Raw genomic sequence first — 24317 nt, 5'->3', positions numbered from 1 at the left:
AAGTCACCCCCAGGTCGTTATGATAAAGCCATCTACATTATTTCCTGATACTTGATAAAAGCAGTTGTCTGGTATGTCAATTGTTATTGGATGTGACTCTGCCTTAAGAAAGCTAATTTCTATTTTTTGATTACCTTTAAGATAATGATAGTGTTTCACTCCAAAGGTAAAATCTTTGATAAATGCGATATATTCTTCTAAACAAAGCTGTTGTTCCTGCATGATTTGTGCATCGGGTATCCAACATAACGAAAATGCCATGGCTCATGAGAGATTCCAGTAACCGCTTCTTTATCCAACCCATATCGTTCAATAAAACCAAATTTTGCTGCTTCTCTACGGAACTTCCCAGCAATTCCAGAATAGGAGAAGTGGGGTCTGATGAAATCAATATTCTCAGCACGTTCGCCCAAATCAATAGCTAATCCTGTTTGGTGCTCACTGCAATTTGGTAAGGCTACATATTTTTCCGTAAATCGTTTACCGTTTTCTAATAAAGAAGATTGATAGATTTCCTCTTGTTCTTTTTGATTTCGATAGCCACTAACTAAGACGATTTTCTCTTTGGCAGAAATGGAATTGAGTAACTGGTTTAGTAGATTTGCAGTGTTCTTCTCTAACTGGATTCGACTAGACTCTATTCCAATAGGTAGTATTTTCCTAGTAAAATATGCATTATTTTGGATTGGATGTTCTCTGTTAACTAGTATTTGATAGCCTTTATGGATGTCTGCTTGTTGTAATGTAAGTACAGTCATTTTTCTAAACCTACTTGAATGAGCTTGTCTAGAAGATCGGCAAACTCTAATCCAATTCCTTTCATCATGTTCGGGTATCTACTATGTGTCGTAAAGCCAGGAAACGTATTAACTTCATTGAAGACAATCTCATTATCTGGCGTTAGGAACATATCTACCCGTGCTAGTCCGCTACAGCCCAAAGTGCGGTAAATAGTGACTGCTGCTTCTTTTACTTTTTTCTCAAGCTCTTGATCAATGCGAGCCGGGACATAAATCTGGGATAGCTCAAGGGAGTATTTTTCCTTATAGTCAAAAAATCCCCCCGGCACTTCTACTTCATCTACTAGGCCAATGGTTAAGTCTCGATTACCTAAAATAGCACAGCCAACTTCAAAGCCTTCAATATTTTCTTCAATGATTACTTCTTCATCATATAGAAAGGCTTCTTTTATAGCGTTTGATAGCTCCTTTTTCTGATAAACCTTTGTAATGCCATGTGAAGAACCTGCCTTGACCGGTTTTACATATAAAGGATAGCTTAATTGATTTGTTCCCTCGAAGATTTCCGTTTGTGAACAGTTCCTTGTAAATACAACAGATGAAGGTGCTTTAATTCCAGTCATGGCAACTAATTGATGGGCTTTGTCCTTGTCCATACATAATGCAGAAGATAAGGTATTACATCCAACAATCGGGATGCCAGATAGTTCTGCCATTCCCTGAAGTGTTCCATCCTCGCCATATCTCCCATGAAGAATAGGAAAGATTACATCGATTACGGTTATTTGAACGGTTCCATCCTTTTTGAATTCAATTAATTTATTCTCGTATCTGTCGGGGGAAATCACTACCGAATAACAATTTGAATCGTCTTCATACCAAGTATTGTTGCGAATGTGGTCAACATCTCCTTGATAACGTAGCCATTTTCCAGTCTTCGTAATCCCGATTAATATCGGTTCATATTTTTCCTTATCTAGATTAGTAATAATGGCGTGGGCGGATTGTAGTGAAACCTCATATTCACTGGAATATCCACCAAATATAATAGCAACATTTATTTTTCCCATTTGATATGCTCCTTTTCTATGTTTTCGTTACAAAAAAACACTTTCTAACTTGATACGTATATCGTACCAAGCTAAAAAGTGTTATTCTTTCGTATTTCATCAAGAAAAACTACTAAATTTCTCTTTAATTTCTTACAAAATTCCTACGAGAGGTTTGGAATATAGATGTTGAATTCAATTCTTTCATTGGAACTTGAAACAGATATAGTTCCTTGGTGTAATTCAACAATTTCTTTTGCAATGGCTAAACCTAAACCAGCTCCCCCTGTATTAGTACGTCTAGAAGAATCTAAACGATAAAATTGTTCAAATATGCGATTTAATTTTTCTTCGGGAATAGTATTTCCTTGATTCTCAAAACGAATTTGGACGCCTTGTTTTAGTTCCTTTACTTCTATCGTAATCGTGCTATTAGGGAAACTATAGCTAACAGCATTACGAATGATGTTATCAAATACCCGCTCCATTTTTTGAACATCACATGTTAGTTGAAAACTAGTAGGAGAAATGAGCTTAAATTCGAGGTTTTTTTCAACCATTAATGGTTGGAACTCAAATGTTATTTGCTCTAGCATTCGAGTGACATTAATTTGACTAGTTTCAAGGGTCAGTTGGCTTAAATTAAAACGAGTAATCTCGAAAAACTCATTGATTAAATCCTCTAAACGTATTGCTTTATCTAATGAAATAGAGGTGTATTTATGTACAAGTTCTTCCGAAATGTTCTTTTCATCTCGAAGTAAGGTTAAGTAGCCAATCACAGATGTAAGTGGGGTCTTGAGATCATGAGCTAGATAGACAATTAAATCATTTTTTCTTTGCTCCGCTTCCCTTGCTAACCGGTCATTTCGTATCGCCTCTTGCTTTATTTGATTCATTTGGACTTCCACTTGCTGAAGTTCTCTTGGTAATTGGATGAGGTCTTCATTGTTAGAAGCTAATTCATTACTAGCCTTTACGATGCTATTAAAATAAAATAGAATTCTTTTCCAATTAATAAAAAGAATGACGATAAATCCTATAATCCAGCAAGCCGATAGGAATAAGATTGGATTATTATTAATTGGACTAAGTATTAATTCATATATGTATTCACCAGGATACCAGATGAATCTTGAAAATAAGAATCCCGCTATGAAATATGTAAATATTAGCAGTGCTGTAAAAATAACGACCATATATACGAATCTAAGAAATATAGCTCTCGTTAAGTCTTTTGCTAAATAATCTCGCTTATTCAATCGTATAGCCAACTCCCCAAACGGTTTTAACAAACTTAGGATTTCTAGCCTTTTCATTCATCTTTTCCCGTAGACGACCAATATGGGCCATTACGGTGTTATTGTTATCGATGTATTTTTCTCCCCAAACCGCTTCGAATAGCTCTTCAGAGGAAACCACTTTACCCTTATTTTCACAAAGGTACCATAAGATGGAGAACTCTAAAGGGGTGAGGGCTAGTTGTTTTCCATAGAGGAAACATTTATGCTTGTCTTTGTTAATGTACAATCCAGCAAAATCATATACCTTTTCACTAGAAACTGTCATGTTTTCAGTTGATTCGGTATGATTATATCGTTTGTATCTTCTTAATTGTGCTTTAACTCGTGCTACCATTTCAAGTGGATTAAATGGTTTCGTTATATAATCATCTGCACCGAGTGTAAGTCCAGTGATTTTATCGATATCCTCTATTTTAGCGGTTAGCATAATAATCGGATAATGATAATGGTCTCTAATCCGCTGGCATAGCGTGAAACCGTCTACTTCAGGTAACATAATATCTAATAGTGCTAAATCAAAAGTAGTGGATTCAATACTTGCTAATGCATCTTTCCCATTAGCATATTTATGAACGTTAAAACCTTCATTCGTAAGATAGACTTCGATTAAATTTGCAATTTCGTATTCATCCTCTACAACAAGTACTTCTGCTGTCATGTTCTCACCTTCATTGTTAATGGATTAGACTGTAACTCAATTGGATTATATCATAATTTGATTGGAAAGAACTGTTAATCCCTGCTTTGTTCAGATTAGGGAAGATTAGTATGAAAATAAAAATATAGACCATTGGAGCTCCAATGGTCTATTAGCTTGTTGTAAAAGGATTACTAATTACCGATAAGCTGCCTGCTTTAAAGGTGTACAATTTATTAGCATAATCTTTTAATCAGTTATACTCCTCATAGTCTTTTTTCCTTAGCACTTCTTTTGGTACTTCAATACCTTTTGAGCCTCTAATATCCACTTCCTCTTCTTCTCGTGGATAATAAATGATGAAGCTTTCTGGATTGACAATTGCTAATTTCTTGGGTAATTCTTCAAGCTCTGGATGCCAAGCAACTGTGCCTCTTCTTGCACTTAAAATAACAATAATATCGTCCTCTACTAACCTTGTTTCCAAACCTTCCTGCAACGCTTTCCAGCTATCTATTGTTCGTATCTCGGTAGGAGGCTCTGGTTTAATTTGCTTCAGATATTCTTCATATGTGTCAGTTGAATCGTTTATTACTAAAACTAATAAGGAAGCACTTAGGCTCGCGGTTAATCGTTTAATTCGTTCCAATGCATCCATAAATCCTGGTTTATGATCTGCCCCATACGGAATAATTAAAATAATTCGTCTCGTTGTTTGTAATGGGTGGCCTAACTTGGTAACTAATACCGTTTGTGTTGTTTGGTCAACAAAGCGATCAATAACACTTCCAAATAATTTATTTGAGTTTCTCTCGGCATCCCATCCAATTACAACCGTATTAATTCTTTCTTCTGCTATGGCTCTAATGATGCCGTTTGACACGTTTTGATCTACCCTAGTTATCGGTCGAACTGGTATCTCGGCACCAGCAGCATACATAACGGCGTGACCTAACATTTTTTCAGCTTGAGCGACCTCATCATGTGCCGTAGTAATATCCTTTTGAACGACAGTAAGAGGATACAAAGGCTGTTCATCTGTATGCGAATGCTTAATCATATTCCCAAGGTCAAGTAACGATTCCATTGTTTGTGGATTGGCCAAAGGGATAAGAACACGTTCAGGACTTTGCTTTCTTTCACTCGGCTTTTGTTCTTCTTTTAATGCTAACTTTCTACCGTATTTTTCCACGAAATATGGTCCTACAATACAAGTTATTAATATCATGATAATAACAGCATTAACCGTTGCCTGGTCAAGCAGGCCAACTTCAAAACCAACTAATGTGGAAGCAAGTGTCGCTGCCGCCTGTGGAACAGTTAACCCAATCATGACATTACGTTCTTTCTTAGAGTAGTTATAAATCTTGCTAATAAGGATTGGTGCTAGTGCTTTTCCTATAATGACAGAAAGTACAATTGCTCCTGTAATAATCCATGCTCTTGGGTTGTTAAATAATACACTTAAATCCATCAACATCCCAACAGATAATAAGAAGAATGGGATAAATAGTGCATTACCTAAAAAGCGTATTCGATTCATTAATGTTCCATGTTCAAGTACAAAACGATTTAATGCTAAACCTGCTAAGAATGCCCCAATGATTGGTTGCATGCCAGCAATAACCGCTAAAAATCCGGAAACAAAGAGAATAACCATGACATATGTAAAATTCATTACACCTTCGTTTTCAGAGTTTCGGAAAAACCATCTAGATAATATTGGAGTTCCCCAAAGAATAATGAGTACAAAAACGATTAATGAGATTGTCATTTTCACCCAAAAATGAAGTGATAATTGGCCGGCTGCAGCACCGGTAACTACTGCTAATATTAATAAGGCGAAGGTATCCGTTAGAAGTGTACCTCCAACAGCAGTGGTCACTGCCTTGTTTTTCGCAATTCCAAGTCTACTGGCAATAGGATAAGCAAGAAGTGTGTGTGAGCCAAGAATGGAACCAAGAAGGATAGAAGCTGTTAAGCTATAATCAAATATAAGACCAACACAAGTTCCTAAGACAAGTGGAATAGTAAAGGAGATGGATCCAAATAAAATACTTCGACTCCGATACTTTTTAAAGCCATCAATATCTAGCTCTAAACCTGCAATAAATATGATAAATAACAATCCGATTGTACCTAATAATACAATGGTCTGATCTCGTTCAAGAAGATGAAAACCATGCGGGCCAATAATGACTCCAGCAAGAATTGGGCCAATAATGCCAGGGATTCTCAGTTTTTTCATCAATATTGGAGTAATTAAAAAGATAACCATTGCGATAGCAAATATAATAACCGGTTCATCAATTGGAAGCTTTATCAAAAAATCTCCCTCCCTAATAAATTTTTATAGTAGCCCCTTTAAAGTATCAATTTAAAATTCTACTATATAATATTTTAAACGAAATTATTCATTAAATGTCTTTTAATATTGGGTATAAAATTCCTCCTAATTTATTATTTAAATCTAACATAACAGTGTAAGCGTTTTTACTGCTAGCGATAAATAAGGTGAACCATAAGTAGCGTAAGATTAGGAGGGAAGAGGATAGTAACGTTGTTTATTTACCGGTGCAGCAACTGACTTGTAGTGCTATAGCATTAAAGTTAGCTACTAAAGGTTATTGTTTAAGCTTGCTAGATTATAACGAGAAGGATGGAAAGGAAACGGCAGAAAGTGTAAAAAGCTAGGAGCTGAAGTGATTTTGTAAAAGCCAATGTGTCGAAAGAATAGTATGTGCAATATTATGTAGCTCAACCAGTGGAGGCTTTTGGGAGAATAGATTACTTACATACGCTCTTAAGTCTTGATAAGGCTAGCTATCGGGATACGTTAGATTATGAAAAAGTGATTTAGGGAAGAAGGAAGCTTCTTTTTTCGTATATAAAAAAGAAGCAGAACCAAACTACCATTAAAAGCAGTTAAATATGGAGGTCCGTAATGAGTGATCAAAAAACCCCTAAACCTGATAATCGAAAGAATAATGTGGAAAGATTACACGACATGATGGAAAGAACAGAAGCAAAAATGCACGAGGCAGAAATGAGTATGGAGCATGTAAGCTCAGAAGAACAAGAACGCATCAATCAGAAAAATGAACATAGAAAACAATCTATTAAAGCGATGAAGGAAGAGATGTTAGACGAGATGAATGACCGAATGAAAGGTGATATTTAAGTGAGTTTTCGGATATATATAGGCTCCCCATTTTGGTGAAAATTCTGTTTTGCCAATAGGGGGCTTTTTTGACAGATGAGGAAGTAAAGCCTTTATAATGGGACACGGTGAAAAAGATAAGAGAAAGTGCTTTTCGATAACCAAAATGAGTAGGAATGAGTGGTAAAGGAAACAGAGGGAGCGTCTCAGTTACGAAAATGAGGAAGGATAGCCGAAAAAGGAAACAGAGAGCGCCCCCCAGTTACCGAAATGAGGAAGGAAAGCCAAAAAAGGTAACCGAGAACCGGATGCCTGATCTATTATTTAACCGTGCAGAAGAAAACTACCACATTTGCATAAAGACAAGCGAATGTGGTAGTTTTCAAACCGAATCGATCACACTGGTGAGTTGCTGTTTTACTAAGTGATTGCTATTAATCTTTTTAACTGTTAATAGTAAGGATAATATGGTGCCCCATATCCATAAAACGGATAACCATATCCATACGGCGGGACTAGAGCGCTTCCTAAGAGCCCACCTAATACGCCTCCAATAAATGGTGCTCCAAACCCATATCCATACCCAAATGGTCGACCAAAACCGAACGGTCTACCGAATCCGAATGGCCTTCCGAAAGGCCGAGGTCTAAATACTCTTTCGTCGTTTTGTGCTTGCATTGAATATAATCCTTCATACATCTATATGTTCCTCCTTAAAAAGATTTTTTTAGTGATTAATTGGCCCATATGGTAATGTATGTAAGGGAATGGAGATTGCTTGGGTATCAACCTAGAAATAGTTACAAATTTTAGTGAGCATAGCAGTTATTTGACTAACTTCTTTATTAAATCTTTATTTCTTTCTTCAAAAACCTCATTATGTGAGGAGACCATAGCCATTTCATTAGCTTTAGGTTCAATAAATAGCTTTGCCCTGTTAACTGCGTTGGCAGCATCTTGAAATGCACCAGCAATTAAATGTAATTTACCATCGTGCTTTAAAATATCCCCAGCCGCAAAAAGGCCAGGGATCGATGTTTCGCTCATCGAAGTACCCTCGATATAAAAGTCATCAATTAAATTAATTTCCAGTGGACTATTTTTTATAAGGGATATATCTTGATCAAATCCATGGTTGATCAAGACATGATCTACCTCCAGTTGAATAGCTTCACTCGTTTTATCGTTATATAGTTCTACATATTCAATTTTATCCTGGTTCTTGTTTGCTAAGAAATTTGTTATCGATGTATGGAAAAAACATTTTGCTGAACTGTTTAATAATTGTATTATTTGTGCTTCATGTCCCTTTAAATGCTCTTCATCTTTTCGGTAGGTAAGATATACTTTTCTGGCGATTGGCTCTAATTCATTTGCCCAATCAATAGCTGTATTACCACCGCCTGATATGAGAACCGTTTTGTCCTTAAACTTCCTTAACGATTTTATCGTATAGTGAAGGTTTGAAATTTCAAAGCGCTCGGCACCTTTTATATTAATCTTTTGTGGGCGTAAAATACCACTTCCAGTTGCAATGATAACGGTTTGAGACAAATGCTCTCTCCCAGATGACTCCGTTAATAGGAACTGTCCGTCGTCAAGTTTTTGAATAGATTCTACTTTCGCATTTAATACGACTGTTGGATTGAAGGTTAGACCCTGCTCCACGATTTGATCTATTAATTTCGTACCTGTAACAGGTGTTAGCCCCCCGACATCCCATATCATTTTTTCTGGATAAATATGTACTTTTCCACCTAATTGTGGTTGGAAATCAATAATCTTTGTTTTCATATTTCGTAATCCACTATAAAATGCGGCAAAGAGTCCTGCAGGGCCCCCGCCAACTATTGTTACATCAAATATGTCATTAGACATGGTCTACCGCTCCTCGATTATCATGATTGGTTTATCACCATAACAAACTTTTTAAATCTTCAATTGACAATGAGAATCATTTTCATTATATTATTGATTGTAAACGAAAATGAGAATCATTATCAACGCTTTTTTCGATTTTTCTGCAGAAGGAATACAATAATCTTTCCAGCCTGCAAAGAAAAGCTACTAATTGTTAAAGTGGGAGTTTTTCTATTATGGGAGGTAATTATGCATAGATTACATACAGACCGTGTTCGTTTAGGGTATGGGGAACGAATCATTATAGATGACCTATCACTTGAGATTCCCGATAAGAAAATAACAACTATTATCGGATCAAATGGTTGTGGGAAGTCGACATTATTAAAAGCGTTAACACGTATAATTTCTCATCAATCCGGAGCAATTATGTTAGATGGCAAAAGCATTTTAAAAGAGAATACGAGATTACTAGCAAGAAAAATGGCCATTCTTCCACAAACTAATGAAATTCCGGTAGGTTTAACGGTTGGAGAGCTAGTATCCTATGGACGGTTTCCTTATCAAAAGGGATTTGGGAGATTAAATCAGTCAGATCTGGATGCTATTGATCGGGCCTTGGAGAAAACAGGGACAGCTGAATTTAAGTATGAATCCGTGGATTCGTTATCAGGAGGACAACGGCAACGGGTTTGGATTGCTATGGCGCTCGCGCAGGAAACAGAAATTATCTTCTTAGACGAACCGACTACATATCTAGACATGGCACATCAATTAGAGGTGTTGGAACTTTTACAACAATTGAATAAGGAGGAGGGAAGGACAATTGTAATGGTGCTGCATGATTTAAATCAAGCTGCACGATTTGCTGATTATATTATTGCGTTAAAAAACGGCAAAATTGTTCGTTCGGGTTCTAGTGAAGAAGTAATTAGTCATGAAGTACTGAAGGAAGTATTTCAGATAGATGCGGTGGTTGAAAAAGACCCGAGAACCAATAAACCGATATGTATTACCTATAATTTAATTAAGGGAGAGTAATGTTATGAAAAAGATAATTCTATTAGTTGTTCTTATAGTACTACTAGTTCTTAGTGCATGTGGGAAGGAAACGTCTAATGAAAGTGAGCAGTCAGATAAGGTCGACTCGAAGCGGGAGGAGACAATCATCTATGAATCTGAAAATGGCCCGATTGAGGTGCCTAAAGACCCACAGCGTGTCATTGTTCTTTCGTCCTTTGCAGGAAATGTGATGGCTTTGGATGTTAATTTAGTAGGTGTCGATGCTTGGAGTAAGCTAAATCCTCGTTTTGAAGAGGGGTTAAAGGATGTAGAACAAGTATCAGATGAAGATTTAGAAAAAATAATTGAATTAGAGCCGGACTTAATTATTGGTCTTTCCAATACGAAAAATATGGATAAATTAAGTGAGATAGCCCCTACTGTACTCTTCACTTATGGCAAGGTAGATTATCTTACACAGCATATTGAAATTGGTAAATTATTAAACAAGGAAAAAGAAGCGACAGAATGGGTTCAAGACTTCCAAAACCGTGCGGTAGCAGCTGGAGAGGATATACGTTCTCGTTTGGGTGAGGAATTAACCGTTTCGGTAATTGAAGGCTATGATAAGCAAATATATGTATACGGCGATAATTGGGGACGTGGAACTGAAATTCTTTATCAAGAGATGAAGTTGAAAATGCCAGATAAGGTAAGAGAAACTGCATTAGAAGCGGGTTACCATGCAATTTCTCCAGAAGTGCTACCAGAGTTTATCGGTGACTATGTGGTAGTTAGTAGTTTCTCTGACCAAGAGAATGCTTATTTAGAGACGGAAACCTATCAATCTATTCCAGCAGTGAAAAATGGAAATGTAATTGAAGTAAATGCGAACGAATTTTACTTTAATGATCCACTTACATTAGAGCTTCAATTAGAAACATTTATCAAGGCATTTCAGGAAAATTAAACAAAGATAGAGAAGGGATTCGCTATTGGAGTCTCTTTTTCGGAAATCGGAAAGTATAAACATTATTCCCGTCAGCATAAGAAAAACGAACATATTCGTTAAAGGACGAGCACATGCGCGTTTTTCTAATAAGTCTTAAGGAAGAAAGTTCGGGGTTAAGATGAGTAAACAATTCATGATATATAAATTTTTGATCACGATCACTATAGCTGTCATTGGGTTTGCGGCATCTTTATTATTTGGTGCCGCAGACATTGATTTTCAAAGTGTGTGGCTAGCCTTAACTTCAAGTAATCAAACAGATGAGATAACCATTATTCGAGAGCTTAGAATTCCAAGGGTAGTAGCTGCGATGTTTGTTGGGGCTTCTTTATCAGTGGCTGGTGCGATTATGCAAGGATTAACAAGGAATCCTTTAGCAGATCCTGGATTGCTGGGACTAACAGCTGGAGCGAATTTGGCATTAGCCATCACCATAGCGTCTATTCCTTCTGCTAATTATTTCTCGATTATGCTTGCTTGTTTCCTAGGAGCTGCTATTGGTGCTTTACTCGTCTTTGGCATTGGACTCATGAAAAAAGGTGGATTCTCACCGTTTCGAATTGTACTAGCAGGTGCTGCGGTGACAGCGTTATTAACTGCGATCTCGGATGCTATTGGTATTTATTTTAAAATAGCTAAAGATGTATCGATGTGGACTTCTGGTGGGTTGATAGGGACAACTTGGAAGCAACTATTGGTTATTATACCTGTTATTATGATAGGAATTATTGTTGCTATCCTATTCTCACGGCAGCTGACTATCCTAAGTTTACATGAAAATGTTGCGGTAGGGTTGGGCCAGAAAACGAGGCAAATTAAGGCTGTCTTATTCGTTGTAATCATCCTCTTAACAGGTGCAGCGGTAGCACTTGTTGGTAATATGGTCTTTATTGGATTAATGATTCCCCATATGGTGCGTGCAATGGTAGGGACGGATTATCGTGTTATTATTCCTTTTTCTGCTATAGTAGGTGCTACTTTTATGATGCTAGCTGATTTAGCTGGGAGAACGATAAATGCCCCTTATGAAACACCGGTTGCTGCGATTGTCGCTATATTGGGGTTACCATTTTTCCTAATCGTGATACATAGAGGGGGCAAGGTATTCTCATGATCCGTCCAGAACTAGTAGTAAAACAGCGAATCATATTCTTCTCATTGCTTGTTCTGATTGTCATTACTGCGATAATATCCATGGGAATAGGTTATTCCTCCGTCTCCTTTGATAGAATTCTTCCAATATTATTTGGTGAAGGAAGTTTTAAGGAACACTTTGTTTTATTCGAGGTGCGATTGCCAAGGATTTTAATTACCATTCTTGCAGGTGCAGCATTAGCGGTGTCAGGCTCTATTTTACAAGGGATTACTAGAAATGACCTAGCAGACCCGGGCATAATTGGAATAAATGCGGGAGCAGGTGTAGTAATTGCTATTTTCTTTTTATATTTTCCAATAGATACAGGTAACTTTGTATATCTATTACCAGTTCTTGCTTTTATTGGTGCATTTGTTACAGCGGTAATTATTTACCTTTTATCTTATAAGAGAAATAGTGGATTCCATCCAATCCGATTAGTATTAGTTGGGGTTGGATTCGCGATGGCACTTTCTGGTGTTATGATTGTTGTCATTTCTTCCGCAGAACGGGAAAAGGTAGATTTTATTTCAAAGTGGATTGCAGGCAATATATGGGGGACAGATTGGCCTTTTATTATAGCATTACTTCCTTGGTTAATCTTACTTATACCTTACGCCATCTATAAGGCAAATCGGTTAAACATTCTTTCCATGGATATGCCTGTTGCCACAGGGCTTGGCATATCGATTGAGAAAGAACGATTTTCCTTATTGATAACAGCAACGGCTTTGGCTGCAGCAGCAGTAGCAGTAACGGGAGGAATTGCTTTCATCGGGCTGATGGCCCCACATATGGCTAAAGCACTAGTAGGACCAAGAAATCAATTGTTCATCCCAATTGCAACACTTTTAGGTGGATTTCTATTATTGCTGGCAGATGTGATTGGACAAAATTTGTTACCAGATGAAGCGATCCCAGCTGGGGTCATGACAGCTATAATCGGCGCACCCTATTTTATTTATTTGTTAATGAAACGAATCTAGTAATGGGGCTTCATTTTAGCTTAGGGGGAGAATATATCTCCCCTTATTGTTTGGCTAATTTTGCCCTTTTCTTCTGTGCTTCTTGAAACAACTCTAGCTCATGCTCTGTTTCTGGAATCACCCCTGGAACAGGTACTGGCTTACCATGTTCATCAATCGCTACCATCGTAATAAAGGAGGTAGTGGTTAGACTTTTTTCCCTTGTTTTAAACCGTTCACATTCAACCTTCACATAAACCTCCATGGAAGTTCTCCCAGTGGAAATAACAAACCCCTCTAAAGTTAAAATATCGCCAACTCTTGCTGATGATAGAAAATTCACTGTATCAATAGATGCTGTAACGACTACCTTACCACTGTGTTTCATTGCAGCAATCGCAGCAATTTCATCAATATAAGATAAAACCTTTCCGCCAAAAATGGTACCTAAGTGATTAGTGTCAGGTGGTAACACCAATTTGGTTAGAATAGTACGTGAAACATTCGTAGATAGCTTTTCCATTACACTCCCTCTTTCTTCTTTTTTTGTACTATAGGTCTCTTAAAAAAGTGATGGAATAAAAAAATCCATCCTTCTTAAAGAAGATGGATTTTTATTCAGGTGTAAAGGATAGACCACACGACTGGTCTATAGCTGTTTATTATACCCTCATATCCAACCTTCTCAATTCCCGAAGAAGATCATACATCATAGAACTGGCAGGTCTCCTGACTTATGCTTCACCCTACTTTAAGCCTTCCCGTCTTAGACAGTGGTATTCTCATTTCGTCAGCATTTACAGTTGCGGGGACAGTTCTGGATTTTCACCAGATTCCCTATTAAGTCTATTAAGACACCAATTCTACTGGTATACCTATATGTAGTTGTATGGCAACAGACCATATTATAAATTTAATATAGTTTGCTGATTATGCCAATTGTTTTAACGAATGTTTGTACATGGGAATGGAATGCTAATGATAAGTAATGTTAACTATTATGCTAAATCATGGTTAAGGAGTAAAATAAAGATGTTATTAGAATGATGAGTGAATCAAACGTTTGTTTGAAATATGTGGAAGGAGTGAAATACATATGGCTACCATCAATTGGATGGAGGAAGTTTTAAAGAGAAAAGACGAATTTATTAAGGACCTACAAGGACTACTTCAAATTAAAAGTGTCCTAGATGAAGAAAATGCTTCTGAGGATGCTCCATTGGGACAAGGCATTAAAGATGCCCTACAATATGTGTTAGATTTAGGTGAGAAAAACGGATTCTCGAGTAAAAATGTGGATAACCTTGCAGGTCATATTGAAATAGGGCAAGGGAAAGAATTAATTGGGGTATTAGGGCATGTAGATGTTGTTCCAGAAGGGGATGGCTGGAGTGTCGATCCCTATAGTGGCATTGTTAAGGATGGTAAAATCTATGCTCGTGGATCTAGTGATGATAAGGGTCCGACTATGGCAGCATATTATGGAATGAAAATAATAAAAGAACTAGGGCTACCTTTAAGTAAGCGAGTTCGCCTAATTATCGGGACAGATGAGGAAAGTAACTGGCGTTGTGTCGATCATTATTTTACACAAGAAGAAATGCCTACAACAGGATTTGTGCCAGATGCGGATTTCCCTATTATTTTTGCTGAAAAAGGAATCGCGGATTATGATATTGTCCAACCCATTCATAAGCAAGATGCATCTGCAAGCTATCAACTAGTATCCTTCCAATCAGGTCGCAGGTACAATATGGTGCCAGATTTTGCGAAAGCAACGATTAAAGTACAAGAGGCACCCACTAAACTAATAGAAGATTATCTTGGCTATCTGAAAGAGGTAATGCTCGAAGGAGAAGCTAATATCGAAGATGGTGAGTTGTTCTTTAGTTTAATTGGAAAAAGTGCACATGGTGCTGAACCACGTCATGGCAAAAATGCCGGAGTATTATTAGCACAATACTTACAAAAGCTTGAGTTAGATGAAGAGGGACAAAAGTACATGTTAACTGTATCAGCGTTCCACAATAAATCACGTGGAGAAGTTTTCGGAATTGAGTATGAAGACGAAGACTCTGGTGAGTTAACAATTAATGTAGGTGTGATGAGCTATAGTAGGGAAGCAGGGGGCCGCATTGGGTTAAATATGCGTTATCCTGTCACATTTGATATCGAAGAAGGAAGAAAGAAGATTGAAGAAACCTTACATTCAAAAGGCTTACAATTAGAAAACTTCTCTGATTCGAAGCCAACGTATGTGAAAAAGGATGACCCTTTAATTAAAACATTGCAAAAGGTGTATGAAGAACAGACAGGTGAGAAGGCCGACTTATTAGCAATTGGCGGAGGAACCTATGCGCGCGCATTAGACCATGGGGTTGCTTTTGGAGCCTTATTCCCTGGACGAGAAGATGTCATGCATCAAAAAGATGAATATGCTATTGTCGATGATTTATTACTAGCAACGGCGATTTATGCCCAAGCAATTTATGAATTAGCAAAGTAATATAATAGAGGAAGCATCAAGAGTAAAAGGCAAAACAAAAGGAAGGTAGTTTTAAACCGAATGATTACACAATTCCAGAGAGGAATTAGTATGATCATTCGGTTATCTTTTTATGCAAATCCTTTTGTCCCCATCCCTGAATTATTCAAACAATCCCATGCTTAAATAACGTTCACCTGTATCTGGTGCTATGGACACCACACGTTTTCCTTTTCCTAACTTTTTCCCAACTTGAATTGCCGCGTAAACAGCTGCAGCTCCTGAAGGGCCGATAAAGATTCCTTCTAATCGAGCTAATTGACGAAGCATACGAATTGCTTCGTCATCCTCAATTTGAATAATTTCATCATAGATGGCTGTATTCAATATAGTTGGAATAAATCCAGGACTTGTTCCAACAAGCTTATGCTTTCCAGGCAGACCACCGGATAGCACAGGGGATCCTTTTGGCTCTACTACAGCAATATGTATGTGGGGAAGGTTCTCTTTTAACACTTCACCAGTTCCGGTTACCGTTCCACCCGTACCAGCAGTACACACAAATCCATCTAAGCTATGATCCATTTGCTCTAATATTTCTAATGCAGTAGTGGTTCGATGAATACTAGGGTTTGCCTCGTTTTCAAATTGTTGTGGTATGAAGCTACCAGGAATTTCTTTTTGTAATGCCAATGCTTTACGAATACAGCCTGGCATTTTTTCTTCACTTGGTGTTAATACAATTTCTGCACCATATGCTTGTAGGATTCTTCTTCTTTCTAATGTGCTATTATCGGGCATAACTAAGATGGCTTTATACCCTCTTGCAGCTGCATTCATGGCTAATCCGATTCCCGTGTTACCACTTGTAGGCTCAATAATAGTTCCACCTGGTTTTAGTAGACCTTTTTCTTCGGCAACGCGAATCATATTAAATGCCGCACGATCTTTAACGCTTTTACTAGGATTGAACATTTCTAGTTTGACATAAATATCCGCGGAATCTTCAGGAACGACTTTATTTAATTTAACAATGGGGGTCTCCCCAATAAGCTGAGAGATGTTTTGTACGACTTTCATTATATACCGACTTTCTTTATGTGAATTTTAATGTTTCCGTCATTTTACTACTGAAATAAGCTAAAAAGCAAACAGTAGAACGATGGTACATTAGACCATAATTTATACCCAATCACTAGTGGGAAGTGTTTCTATTATTAAAAGTTATTATAGTTTTCAAATATTACGAGAAGGTTTACAATGATAAAAAGGGAGCGTGAAAATAAATGAAATATATAGATACTTGGGATTTAGAAACAATTTTCCCTGGAGGTACGAAATCCGAGGAATTACAGGCTAAATTAACGGATGTCCAAAATCAAATTACAGAGTATCAAGCGTTACTGAATGATTGGGATTATTCGTCTCAGTCAGTTGACACGTTTAAAACTATTCTTAACAAGCAAGAAGCAATTGGAAAAGGGTTAGGTCAATCTGGAACATTCGTAAACATGTGGCATGATGCATATATGAATGATGAGCATGCCAATGTAGTAAAGGGTCAGATTATGGAGCTTTATAGTGAAGTTCAAAAGTTATCCAATACATTTACTAAAAAGCTAGTTGAAATACCAAATACTGATTGGACTACTATGCTAGAAGATAGTGATTTAAAAGAGCTTTCTTTTGCATTAAATGAGATTCGTTCAGAGGGTAAGCGCTTATTATCAGAAGAGGAAGAAAAGCTAATTGCTGAGCTTAACAAGGATGGTCTTGCTGCATGGAGTAACCTTTACGATACAGTAGTATCCATTATAACTATTCCATTTACGGATAAAGAGGGCAATACTACCGAATTATCGGTTGGTCAAGCAATGAATAGAATGTACGCAGATCCAGATCCTGAAGTAAGAAGTCAACTGTTTGAAAACTGGGAAGCGGCATGGACAAAGTACGGTCCAATCTTTGCAGATACGTTAAATCACTTAGATGGATACCGTATTACGTTACAAAAGAAACATCAGTATAAAGATCATTTAGAAGAACCATTAGAGTATAACCGAATGACAGAGGACACACTAAATGCAATGTGGTCAGCTGTTTCCAATAATAAGAAACCGTTCCTAGATTTTCTTGACCAAAAAGCAAAATTATTAGGTATGGAAAAACTAGGCTGGCAGGATGTTGATGCTCCTGTAGCATTAGGCGAAGTCAAACCTACTCAGTTTACCTATGATGAAGCATGTGATTTTGTTATTGAAAACTTCTCATCTTTCGGGCCTAAATTAGCTGACTTTGCGAAGCATGCGCTAGAAAATCGTTGGGTAGAAGCAGAAGACAGACCAAATAAACGACCAGGTGGCTATTGCACCTCACTTCCAGAGTTTGGGGAATCCCGTATTTTCATGACATTTACTGGTTCATCATCCGATACAAGTACACTTGCTCATGAACTAGGACATGCTTTCCATAGTCATGTGATGAAGGATCTTCCGACGTTAAATCGTCGTTACGCTATGAACGTGGCAGAAACAGCTAGTACGTTTGCCGAAACTATTATCGGAAATGCAACCGTAGCAAATGCAAAAACGAAAGAAGAAAAAGCTAGTCTTTTAAATGCAAAATTAGAAAATGCTACAGCGATGTTTATGAACATCCATGCTCGTTTCCTATTTGAAGATGCATTCTATAAAGAACGTGCTAAAGGGATAGTGTCAGAAAAGAGATTAAATGAACTTATGGTTGAAGCACAAAAAGAAGCCTATGGGGATAGCTTAGCTAGCTACCATCCACACTTCTGGTGTAGTAAGCTTCACTTCTTTATTGATGGAATACCATTTTATAACTTCCCATACACATTTGGATTCCTATTCAGCTTAGGTATCTATGCTGAATACTTGAAGGATAAAGATGGTTTTGAGGATAAGTATATTGCGTTACTTCGTGATACAGGTTCTATGAAAGTAGAGGATCTTGCACAGAAGCATCTTGGTGTCGATATTACGAAGGAAGATTTCTGGACTGCTGGCATTCAATTAATGGCAAAAGATGCAGCTGAATTTATTGAATTGACAAATGAAATTGTAAAATAGGGTTATCAAAAGTGATTGGAACATAAGAAAGAGCCGGACAATTTACGCATTCATTGTTCGGCTCTTTGGATAATCACATTTAAACTCACGCTTTACTTTTATGGTTTTAAAACTACTTTAACACAGTTATCCTCTTTATTATTGAAGATCGTATAAGCATGTGGAGCATCCTCTAATCCTAATTTGTGGGTAATAATTTTCGTAGGATCTATCTCCTCATTGATGATCATGTTGTATAGATGTGGCATGAAATGACGCGCAGGTGCTTGTCCCATTTTAATTGTTATATTGCGGGTAAAGAAGGGACCTAATGGAAACATATTATAAAGTCCACCGTATACGCCAGTAATTTGTAATGTTCCGCCTTTACGAACAGCTTTAGTAGCAATTTGAATTGGTCCTAATGTCCCACCTTGTAGCTTTAATTTTTGTTCTACCCATTCAAGTGGAGACTTTTTCCCATCCATTCCAACACAATCGATAACAACATCGGCGCCACCTTTGGTGATTTCCTTTAAGGTTTCCCCCATATCTTCATCTTTCGTAAAATCAAATACTTCTGTTTTATTTATTGTTCTAGAGAGTTCTAGTCTGTTCTGGATGTAATCCACTGCAATGACACGTTCTGCCCCTTGTTTCCATGCAAATTGTTGTGTCATTAATCCGATTGGACCAGATCCTAATACAATTACCGTGTCTCCTTCTTTAACCCCGCTATTTACAACACTCCAGTAAGAAGTTGGTAATACATCCGATAAGAACAGTAAAGATTCGTCTTCTAATTCACAATCCTGTGGTATGATAAAAGGAGTGTAGTTACCAAATGGTACTCGCAAATACTCCGCTTGACCACCAGGGTAATTACCAAACTTCTCCGAGTACCCAAGGTACCCACCAGAATCATAATGTGGGTTGGCGTTATCACATTGGCTCTCTAATTCATGATTGCAATAATGACATTTTCCACAAGCTACTGTAAACGGTATAACGACACGATCACCCTTTTTTACTTTGGTGACATCCGATCCCACTTCTTCTACAATTCCCATAGGTTCGTGCCCAATGACATACCCAATTGGAAGAGGAAAATTCCCCTGATAAAGATGTAGGTCAGAACCACAAATCGCTGTAGAAGTAACTTTAATAATCACATCTTCTTTGTCTTGAATAGTTGGCGCTTTAACATCTTTTACCGCAACTTGATATTTACCTTGATACGTAACAGCCTTCATAATACCTCCTGGAATTAACATGATCTATACAGCTATTTTGTGTTCAATTGGTGAAAGTATGTATTCTTCATGAACCTAGCGATAGAAAGTTGTTATGATCTTGGTCTATTCCAAAATTCCCAAGCTTATAATAGTATTAAGCTCGTCTTATAGGGGGAATTTTCTTGGCTACAATTCTAACAATGGCTATCATGTTTATTGCTGCAGGTATCGATGAGATGATCGTACTCATTTTTTTATTTGCTCATGCTAAAAGTAAGAGACAGGAAAGGCAAATATATATTGGACAGCAATTAGGAATGACTGGAATCTTAATTATCTCCTTAATAGCTCTATATGGAATATCTTTTATTACTGGAAAATGGACAGGCTTATTTGGTTTACTTCCAATAGCCATAGGAATAATGGCTTTATTTGAAGGGGATGATGAAGAGGAAGAGCGCGAGAGAATTATTCATAAAACCTCGATATTCAGTAATCTTACGCTTAGAGTCTTTGTTATTGCATTAGCTGGCGGTGCAGAGGAAGTTGCGATTATGGTGCCATATTTTACTACATTGACTTCTTATCAAATTATTCTTGCTTCTATAACGTTCTTTGTTATGGTAGTGATATGGAGTGGATTATGTCATCTATTAGCTTCTAGTTCAAAAATTTATACGTTTGTAAATAAATACGAAAGAATCATTATTCCTCTAGTATTTATCGGGATTGGTCTTCATATCCTATTGGAAAATGACACGATTGAAACTATTTTGGATTTATTTTTGTAAGGCGTTTTACTTATTTATTTATAGTGAATCTGTTATCATGCCATGTGGAATACTATTTATATGTAAAGTAGAAATAGAAGGAGTTTTAAATAATGGCAAAAGCAAATGAAGGCGATACAATTGAGATTTTAACAGGAGATTATAAAGGGAAAAAAGGAACTGTTCTTATCGTACGAGAAAACTCCGTCATTGTGGAAATCGGGCATAACAAGGTACGCGATGAACCAATCAAGACCGTAATTAACCACAAGAATTATGCATTAGTTTGATGAATGGAAGTCCACCAGAGTTGGTGGACTTTTTAAATTTGACCATTTATGGTCTAACATGACATTGACTGGTTAAACCACCGTTACAATCCTCTTTCCTCACAATAAGCGTCCACTAATTCTTCTATCATGTCCACTTCAGGATAGTTACCGGAAAAACGAAATGTAATTTCTTCGATAAACTGCCCATCTTGGTATACGTGGATTGCCCATTTTTGCTCAATAACACTAAACTCAGGCTCGAAACGATAACCGCTGCGTTCAATCGCACCCATTTAGTCCACCCCTCAAAATCAAATTTTGTATTAGTAATTTGCTAACTTGTCCTATTCAATTCATATGGATAAATGAACTAATCACAGCATATCCATTAATGGGGAGGTATGCTGAATGGCGGATAAGCGACATGAGAACGAAAAGGATGCGCAACTGGAGTCTTTTCGTGTAGATGACAAAGGGAAGTATATGACTACTAACCAAGGACTTAGAGTGTCAGAGGATGAACTCTCCTTAACAGCTGGAGTACGGGGGCCAACCCTAATGGAAGATTTTCATTTTAGGGAGAAGATGACCCACTTTGATCATGAAAGGATTCCAGAAAGGGTTGTTCATGCTCGAGGATTTGCTGCTCATGGTGAATTTCAGCTTTATGAAAGCATGGAACAGTATACGAAAGCGAAAATCTTTACCGATACTTCAAATAAAGTACCAGTATTTGTCCGGTTTTCCACAGTAAACGGTTCAAAAGGATCCGGTGATACGGCAAGGGATGCTCGTGGGTTTGCTACGAAATTTTATACAGAAGAAGGAAACTATGACCTCGTAGCGAATAATATCCCAGTCTTCTTTATACAAGATGGAATTAAATTCCCAGATGTCGTGCACTCATTCAAGCCTGAGCCTCATAACGATATTCCACAAGCATCGACTGCACATGATAACTTTTGGGACTTTGTAGCTAATAATCCTGAAAATGCACACATGGTCATGTGGATCATGTCAGACCGAGCTATACCGAGAAGCTTTCGAATGATGGAAGGGTTTGGGGTTAACACGTTTCGATTTGTTAATGCAGCTGGTGAGGCTTTTTTTATTAAGTTCCACTGGAAGCCAAAGCTCGGGGTACATTCACTAGTTTGGGATGAAGCGCAAAAGCTGATGGGAATTGATCCTGATTTTCACAGAAACGACTTATGGGATGCCATTGAAAGAGGAGATTATCCAGAATATGAGCTTGGAGTACAAATCGTACCGCAGGAAGATGAGTTTAAATTTGATTTTGATTTATTAGACGCAACCAAGCTAATTCCAGAGGAAGAAGTACCTGTTAAAATCATTGGGAAAATGACATTAACAAATAATGTCGATAACTTCTTTGCGGAGACAGAGCAAGTAGCATTTCATCCAGGGAATGTTGTACCTGGCATTGACTTTACTAATGACCCGTTATTACAAGCGCGACTATTTTCATACATCGATACCCAATTGATTCGGCTCGGTGGTCCTAACTTTCATGAGCTTCCCATTAATAGACCCATCTGTCCATTCCATAATAATCAACGAGATGGATTCCATAGGCAGGCTATCAATGTTGCCAGAGTAAATTACCACCGTAATTCCCTTCAAGGAAATACTCCAGCTCCTGCGTCACCTGAGCAAGGTGGATATAAGCATTATGAGGAGAAGGTAGACGGTAAGAAAATTCGCGGGAGGAGTAAAAGCTTTATAGATTTCTTTTCTCAAGCAAAGCTGTTCTGGAATAGTATGAGTGAACCGGAGAAAAAGCATATTATCGATGCGTTTAGCTTTGAGTTAGGAAAGGTAAAGAGCAAGTCGGTTCGCCGGCAAAATGTTGATTTATTTGCTAATGTTGATCTACAGTTAGCACAAAAAATTGCTAGAAATATTGGGGTCAAACCTCCAACACAGGGAGGATCTCCTGTTACAAAAACATCCCCAGCGCTAAGTCAATTAAATACTACGATGACTGCTAAGACACGTAAAGTTGCTGTCATTATTTCAAATGGCTTTCACGGTAATGTAATAAAATCAATACTCGATTATTGGAAGAAAGAAGGACTCGTAGTAGAGTTTATCAGTGAAGATTTAGGACCAGTAAAAGGAACTAATGGTGTTGTATTAGAGGCTGTGCAAAATGTCTATACTGCTCAATCCGTATTATATGATGCTGTTTTCATGGTACGCGGGAGTAGCACGGATAAAATGTTTAATGAAAAAGCAGCTTATTTCATTGATGAAGCATATCGTCATAAAAAAACGATTGGTGCAATAGGCGAAGGGAAGAAATGGTTAGAGGCTAACCAGATGGTAAATAAACCTGGAGTAGTAACGGATGAAAATGTGACGGAGTTTGCAAGACACTTTGTTCAAGCAGTTGCACATCATCGACATTGGAATCGATAAATAAAAGGGAACTAGATGCCTTGAGAATGGCATTTAGTTCCCTTTAAAAGATTTAGAACGTATAAGTAAAAATAATTACTTCTTAAGCGCTTTAAAATAACCAATGTTTCCTTCGAAGGTAGGTACCGATTTTTCTTCTTCTGCCTTTTTAACTAGTTGTACAACAAGATCGTTATATGGTGTTGCAATACCTAGTTCTTTTCCTTTTGCAGCTACGAATCCATTAATATAGTCAATTTCAGTTTTTCTTTGTTTTTCTAGATCTTGGAGCATACTTGCTCTTAGTAAGGCTTGGGGTTCGAAAGCTTTTCGAGCAAATCCTATAGCAGTTGGTAAATTACTTTCATCTTCTGCTAGTTTAAAGACACCTAAATTAAATCCAGCAAGTGGAGCAAACGTTACACCAGCTGCTTCTCCAACACGAATCGTTTCGTCAGCTAATGATACAGCACTATAAACACTCGCATCGTCTTTAATAACCTCACCAAAGTTACAGCCAAGTGCAGCTGACATACCACTTAAAGCAACATTAACTAGTAACTTAGACCATTTCGTGCCAACTAAATTATCCGTAACATGAGTGCCACCAACAAGATCTAATATCTCTTTTATTTTTTTCACTCTATCTGTAATAGATCCATCTAATTCTCCTATTTGGAAAGCATTGCTCTGGAAAGCTTCTGTTGCGGTAGTTAATTCTGAAACACCAGGTTCCTTAAAAGTAGCACCAAACTCAACAGAACCTCCAATAACAAGTTTTTCTCCTAAAATAGAGACAAGGCTTTCTTCTGGTACACCATTTTGTAGTGATAAAATAACACTGTCATGATGTAAATAGTTTTTCAAATTTGATACAACATCATGATTAAATACTTGCTTAGTAAGTAATAAAATTAAATCATAGTTTCCAGACATTTCAGCTGGTGTAATAGCTTTAACTGGAATTGTTTCATTCATCGTACCAGTAATTGTTGCACCGCGTTCATTTAATGCCTTTACATGCTCTTCGTAAACATCGATTAATTCTACCTCGTCATTCCCTTTAGAGATAAGTGCACCAATAATGGTCCCTAAAGAACCTGCCCCCATAATTCCAATTCTCAAGTTAAACAACCTCCTAAGTCCATAATACATTCTCTAGTAAACCTATTACATTTAGCTTATAGGAACAAGTAGAA

23 protein-coding genes and 1 riboswitch are annotated in these 24317 nt (G+C 37.4%); of the genes, 10 read left to right on the top strand and 13 right to left on the bottom strand.

The annotated features are described in order from the left end of the window. Nucleotides 1-3: 3 nt before the first annotated feature. The 6 genes from KGF86_RS12735 to KGF86_RS12710 all read right to left on the bottom strand — a co-directional run bounded on the left by KGF86_RS12735 (nt 4) and on the right by KGF86_RS12710 (nt 6056). Nucleotides 4-222, bottom strand: coding sequence for a hypothetical protein (locus tag KGF86_RS12735; protein ID WP_211742099.1), 219 nt, complete (start codon nt 220-222; stop codon nt 4-6). Then, on the bottom strand, nt 198-758 hold the full coding sequence (locus KGF86_RS12730; RefSeq protein WP_211742098.1) for a M15 family metallopeptidase: 561 nt from the start codon (nt 756-758) through the stop codon (nt 198-200). Before KGF86_RS12730 ends, KGF86_RS12735 begins: the two co-directional genes overlap by 25 nt. After that, nucleotides 755-1810: a D-alanine--D-serine ligase VanG gene (gene vanG, locus KGF86_RS12725; RefSeq protein WP_211742097.1), complete on the bottom strand. Its 1056-nt coding sequence runs from the start codon at nt 1808-1810 to the stop codon at nt 755-757. The genes KGF86_RS12730 and vanG overlap by 4 nt, the downstream gene beginning before the upstream one ends. Before the next feature lie 143 nt (nt 1811-1953). Beyond that, entirely contained in the window at nt 1954-3051 is a 1098-nt protein-coding gene (locus KGF86_RS19680) for a sensor histidine kinase (RefSeq protein ID WP_425516493.1), read from the bottom strand. Then, on the bottom strand, nt 3044-3751 hold the full coding sequence (gene vanR / locus KGF86_RS12715; protein ID WP_186868939.1) for a VanR-ABDEGLN family response regulator transcription factor: 708 nt from the start codon (nt 3749-3751) through the stop codon (nt 3044-3046). Before vanR ends, KGF86_RS19680 begins: the two co-directional genes overlap by 8 nt. Before the next feature lie 232 nt (nt 3752-3983). Beyond that, nucleotides 3984-6056 (bottom strand): cation:proton antiporter, encoded by a 2073-nt coding sequence (locus tag KGF86_RS12710; RefSeq protein ID WP_186868938.1) that lies wholly within the window; start codon nt 6054-6056, stop codon nt 3984-3986. A gap of 618 nt (nt 6057-6674) precedes the next feature. On the opposite strand from KGF86_RS12710, the gene KGF86_RS12705 reads away from it, so the two are divergent. Further along, nucleotides 6675-6911: a small acid-soluble spore protein Tlp gene (locus tag KGF86_RS12705; RefSeq protein ID WP_211742096.1), complete on the top strand. Its 237-nt coding sequence runs from the start codon at nt 6675-6677 to the stop codon at nt 6909-6911. A gap of 429 nt (nt 6912-7340) precedes the next feature. Here the strand turns inward: KGF86_RS12705 and KGF86_RS12700 are convergent, their stop codons facing one another. Both KGF86_RS12700 and KGF86_RS12695 read right to left on the bottom strand, forming a co-directional pair. After that, complete coding sequence (locus tag KGF86_RS12700; protein ID WP_425516492.1) at nt 7341-7589, bottom strand: hypothetical protein; 249 nt, start codon at nt 7587-7589, stop codon at nt 7341-7343. 126 nt (nt 7590-7715) lie between these two features. Continuing rightward, nucleotides 7716-8768 (bottom strand): NAD(P)/FAD-dependent oxidoreductase, encoded by a 1053-nt coding sequence (locus KGF86_RS12695; protein WP_186868936.1) that lies wholly within the window; start codon nt 8766-8768, stop codon nt 7716-7718. 231 nt (nt 8769-8999) lie between these two features. Between KGF86_RS12695 and KGF86_RS12690 the strand changes: the two genes are divergently transcribed. The 4 genes from KGF86_RS12690 (at nt 9000) to KGF86_RS12675 (ending at nt 12885) form a co-directional block, all read left to right on the top strand. Then, entirely contained in the window at nt 9000-9791 is a 792-nt protein-coding gene (locus tag KGF86_RS12690) for an ABC transporter ATP-binding protein (protein WP_186868935.1), read from the top strand. Nucleotides 9792-9795: 4 nt separating this feature from the next. Beyond that, entirely contained in the window at nt 9796-10722 is a 927-nt protein-coding gene (locus KGF86_RS12685) for an iron-hydroxamate ABC transporter substrate-binding protein (RefSeq protein ID WP_186868934.1), read from the top strand. Between the two features lie 175 nt (nt 10723-10897). Continuing rightward, nucleotides 10898-11878, top strand: a complete 981-nt coding sequence (locus tag KGF86_RS12680; RefSeq protein ID WP_246521538.1) for a FecCD family ABC transporter permease — start codon at nt 10898-10900, stop codon at nt 11876-11878. After that, complete coding sequence (locus KGF86_RS12675) at nt 11875-12885, top strand: FecCD family ABC transporter permease (protein WP_211742094.1); 1011 nt, start codon at nt 11875-11877, stop codon at nt 12883-12885. Before KGF86_RS12680 ends, KGF86_RS12675 begins: the two co-directional genes overlap by 4 nt. A gap of 43 nt (nt 12886-12928) precedes the next feature. Here the strand turns inward: KGF86_RS12675 and KGF86_RS12670 are convergent, their stop codons facing one another. Beyond that, on the bottom strand, nt 12929-13387 hold the full coding sequence (locus KGF86_RS12670) for an acyl-CoA thioesterase (RefSeq protein ID WP_186868931.1): 459 nt from the start codon (nt 13385-13387) through the stop codon (nt 12929-12931). A gap of 179 nt (nt 13388-13566) precedes the next feature. After that, nucleotides 13567-13741: riboswitch (cobalamin riboswitch) on the bottom strand. Between the two features lie 219 nt (nt 13742-13960). Between KGF86_RS12670 and pepV the strand changes: the two genes are divergently transcribed. Further along, nucleotides 13961-15370, top strand: coding sequence for a dipeptidase PepV (gene pepV, locus KGF86_RS12665; RefSeq protein WP_211742093.1), 1410 nt, complete (start codon nt 13961-13963; stop codon nt 15368-15370). A gap of 141 nt (nt 15371-15511) precedes the next feature. Here pepV and cysK read toward each other — a convergent pair whose 3' ends face one another. Then, a complete protein-coding gene (gene cysK, locus KGF86_RS12660; protein ID WP_211742092.1) occupies nt 15512-16429 on the bottom strand; it encodes a cysteine synthase A in 918 nt (305 codons plus the stop codon). A gap of 206 nt (nt 16430-16635) precedes the next feature. Here cysK and KGF86_RS12655 point away from each other — a divergent pair, with 206 nt between their 5' ends. Then, entirely contained in the window at nt 16636-18441 is a 1806-nt protein-coding gene (locus KGF86_RS12655; protein WP_186868928.1) for a M3 family oligoendopeptidase, read from the top strand. Between the two features lie 98 nt (nt 18442-18539). Here the strand turns inward: KGF86_RS12655 and KGF86_RS12650 are convergent, their stop codons facing one another. Then, nucleotides 18540-19673, bottom strand: a complete 1134-nt coding sequence (locus KGF86_RS12650; protein ID WP_186868927.1) for a zinc-dependent alcohol dehydrogenase — start codon at nt 19671-19673, stop codon at nt 18540-18542. A gap of 164 nt (nt 19674-19837) precedes the next feature. Between KGF86_RS12650 and KGF86_RS12645 the strand changes: the two genes are divergently transcribed. Beyond that, a complete protein-coding gene (locus KGF86_RS12645; protein ID WP_186868926.1) occupies nt 19838-20446 on the top strand; it encodes a cadmium resistance transporter in 609 nt (202 codons plus the stop codon). Between the two features lie 92 nt (nt 20447-20538). Next, nucleotides 20539-20715, top strand: coding sequence for a DUF2187 family protein (locus tag KGF86_RS12640; protein ID WP_186868925.1), 177 nt, complete (start codon nt 20539-20541; stop codon nt 20713-20715). A gap of 83 nt (nt 20716-20798) precedes the next feature. Here the strand turns inward: KGF86_RS12640 and KGF86_RS12635 are convergent, their stop codons facing one another. After that, complete coding sequence (locus tag KGF86_RS12635) at nt 20799-20990, bottom strand: YbxH family protein (protein WP_211742091.1); 192 nt, start codon at nt 20988-20990, stop codon at nt 20799-20801. A 115-nt stretch (nt 20991-21105) separates the two neighbouring features. Here KGF86_RS12635 and KGF86_RS12630 point away from each other — a divergent pair, with 115 nt between their 5' ends. Beyond that, on the top strand, nt 21106-23139 hold the full coding sequence (locus tag KGF86_RS12630; protein ID WP_211742090.1) for a catalase: 2034 nt from the start codon (nt 21106-21108) through the stop codon (nt 23137-23139). Between the two features lie 75 nt (nt 23140-23214). On the opposite strand, the gene KGF86_RS12625 is transcribed toward KGF86_RS12630, so the two are convergent. After that, complete coding sequence (locus KGF86_RS12625; RefSeq protein ID WP_211742089.1) at nt 23215-24243, bottom strand: ketopantoate reductase family protein; 1029 nt, start codon at nt 24241-24243, stop codon at nt 23215-23217. Between the last annotated feature and the right edge of the window lie 74 nt (nt 24244-24317).

The organism is Ornithinibacillus massiliensis, assembly GCF_018310345.1.
In the GTDB taxonomy this organism is placed as follows: Bacteria; Bacillota; Bacilli; order Bacillales; family Amphibacillaceae; genus Ornithinibacillus; species Ornithinibacillus massiliensis.
This window is presented reverse-complemented; position numbering and strand designations above follow the sequence as displayed.

Excerpts from the sequence above, each read along its gene's own strand:
- KGF86_RS12735 (WP_211742099.1), bottom strand. The coding sequence starts at position 222 with ATGCAGGAACAACAGCTTTGTTTAGAAGAATATATCGCATTTATCAAA.
- KGF86_RS12730 (WP_211742098.1), bottom strand. The coding sequence starts at position 758 with ATGACTGTACTTACATTACAACAAGCAGACATCCATAAAGGCTATCAA.
- vanG (WP_211742097.1), bottom strand. The coding sequence starts at position 1,810 with ATGGGAAAAATAAATGTTGCTATTATATTTGGTGGATATTCCAGTGAA.
- vanR (WP_186868939.1), bottom strand. The coding sequence starts at position 3,751 with ATGACAGCAGAAGTACTTGTTGTAGAGGATGAATACGAAATTGCAAAT.
- KGF86_RS12705 (WP_211742096.1), top strand. The coding sequence starts at position 6,675 with ATGAGTGATCAAAAAACCCCTAAACCTGATAATCGAAAGAATAATGTG.
- KGF86_RS12700 (WP_425516492.1), bottom strand. The coding sequence starts at position 7,589 with ATGTATGAAGGATTATATTCAATGCAAGCACAAAACGACGAAAGAGTA.
- KGF86_RS12695 (WP_186868936.1), bottom strand. The coding sequence starts at position 8,768 with ATGTCTAATGACATATTTGATGTAACAATAGTTGGCGGGGGCCCTGCA.
- KGF86_RS12690 (WP_186868935.1), top strand. The coding sequence starts at position 9,000 with ATGCATAGATTACATACAGACCGTGTTCGTTTAGGGTATGGGGAACGA.
- KGF86_RS12685 (WP_186868934.1), top strand. The coding sequence starts at position 9,796 with ATGAAAAAGATAATTCTATTAGTTGTTCTTATAGTACTACTAGTTCTT.
- KGF86_RS12680 (WP_246521538.1), top strand. The coding sequence starts at position 10,898 with ATGATATATAAATTTTTGATCACGATCACTATAGCTGTCATTGGGTTT.
- KGF86_RS12675 (WP_211742094.1), top strand. The coding sequence starts at position 11,875 with ATGATCCGTCCAGAACTAGTAGTAAAACAGCGAATCATATTCTTCTCA.
- KGF86_RS12670 (WP_186868931.1), bottom strand. The coding sequence starts at position 13,387 with ATGGAAAAGCTATCTACGAATGTTTCACGTACTATTCTAACCAAATTG.
- pepV (WP_211742093.1), top strand. The coding sequence starts at position 13,961 with ATGGCTACCATCAATTGGATGGAGGAAGTTTTAAAGAGAAAAGACGAA.
- cysK (WP_211742092.1), bottom strand. The coding sequence starts at position 16,429 with ATGAAAGTCGTACAAAACATCTCTCAGCTTATTGGGGAGACCCCCATT.
- KGF86_RS12655 (WP_186868928.1), top strand. The coding sequence starts at position 16,636 with ATGAAATATATAGATACTTGGGATTTAGAAACAATTTTCCCTGGAGGT.
- KGF86_RS12650 (WP_186868927.1), bottom strand. The coding sequence starts at position 19,673 with ATGAAGGCTGTTACGTATCAAGGTAAATATCAAGTTGCGGTAAAAGAT.
- KGF86_RS12640 (WP_186868925.1), top strand. The coding sequence starts at position 20,539 with ATGGCAAAAGCAAATGAAGGCGATACAATTGAGATTTTAACAGGAGAT.
- KGF86_RS12635 (WP_211742091.1), bottom strand. The coding sequence starts at position 20,990 with ATGGGTGCGATTGAACGCAGCGGTTATCGTTTCGAGCCTGAGTTTAGT.
- KGF86_RS12630 (WP_211742090.1), top strand. The coding sequence starts at position 21,106 with ATGGCGGATAAGCGACATGAGAACGAAAAGGATGCGCAACTGGAGTCT.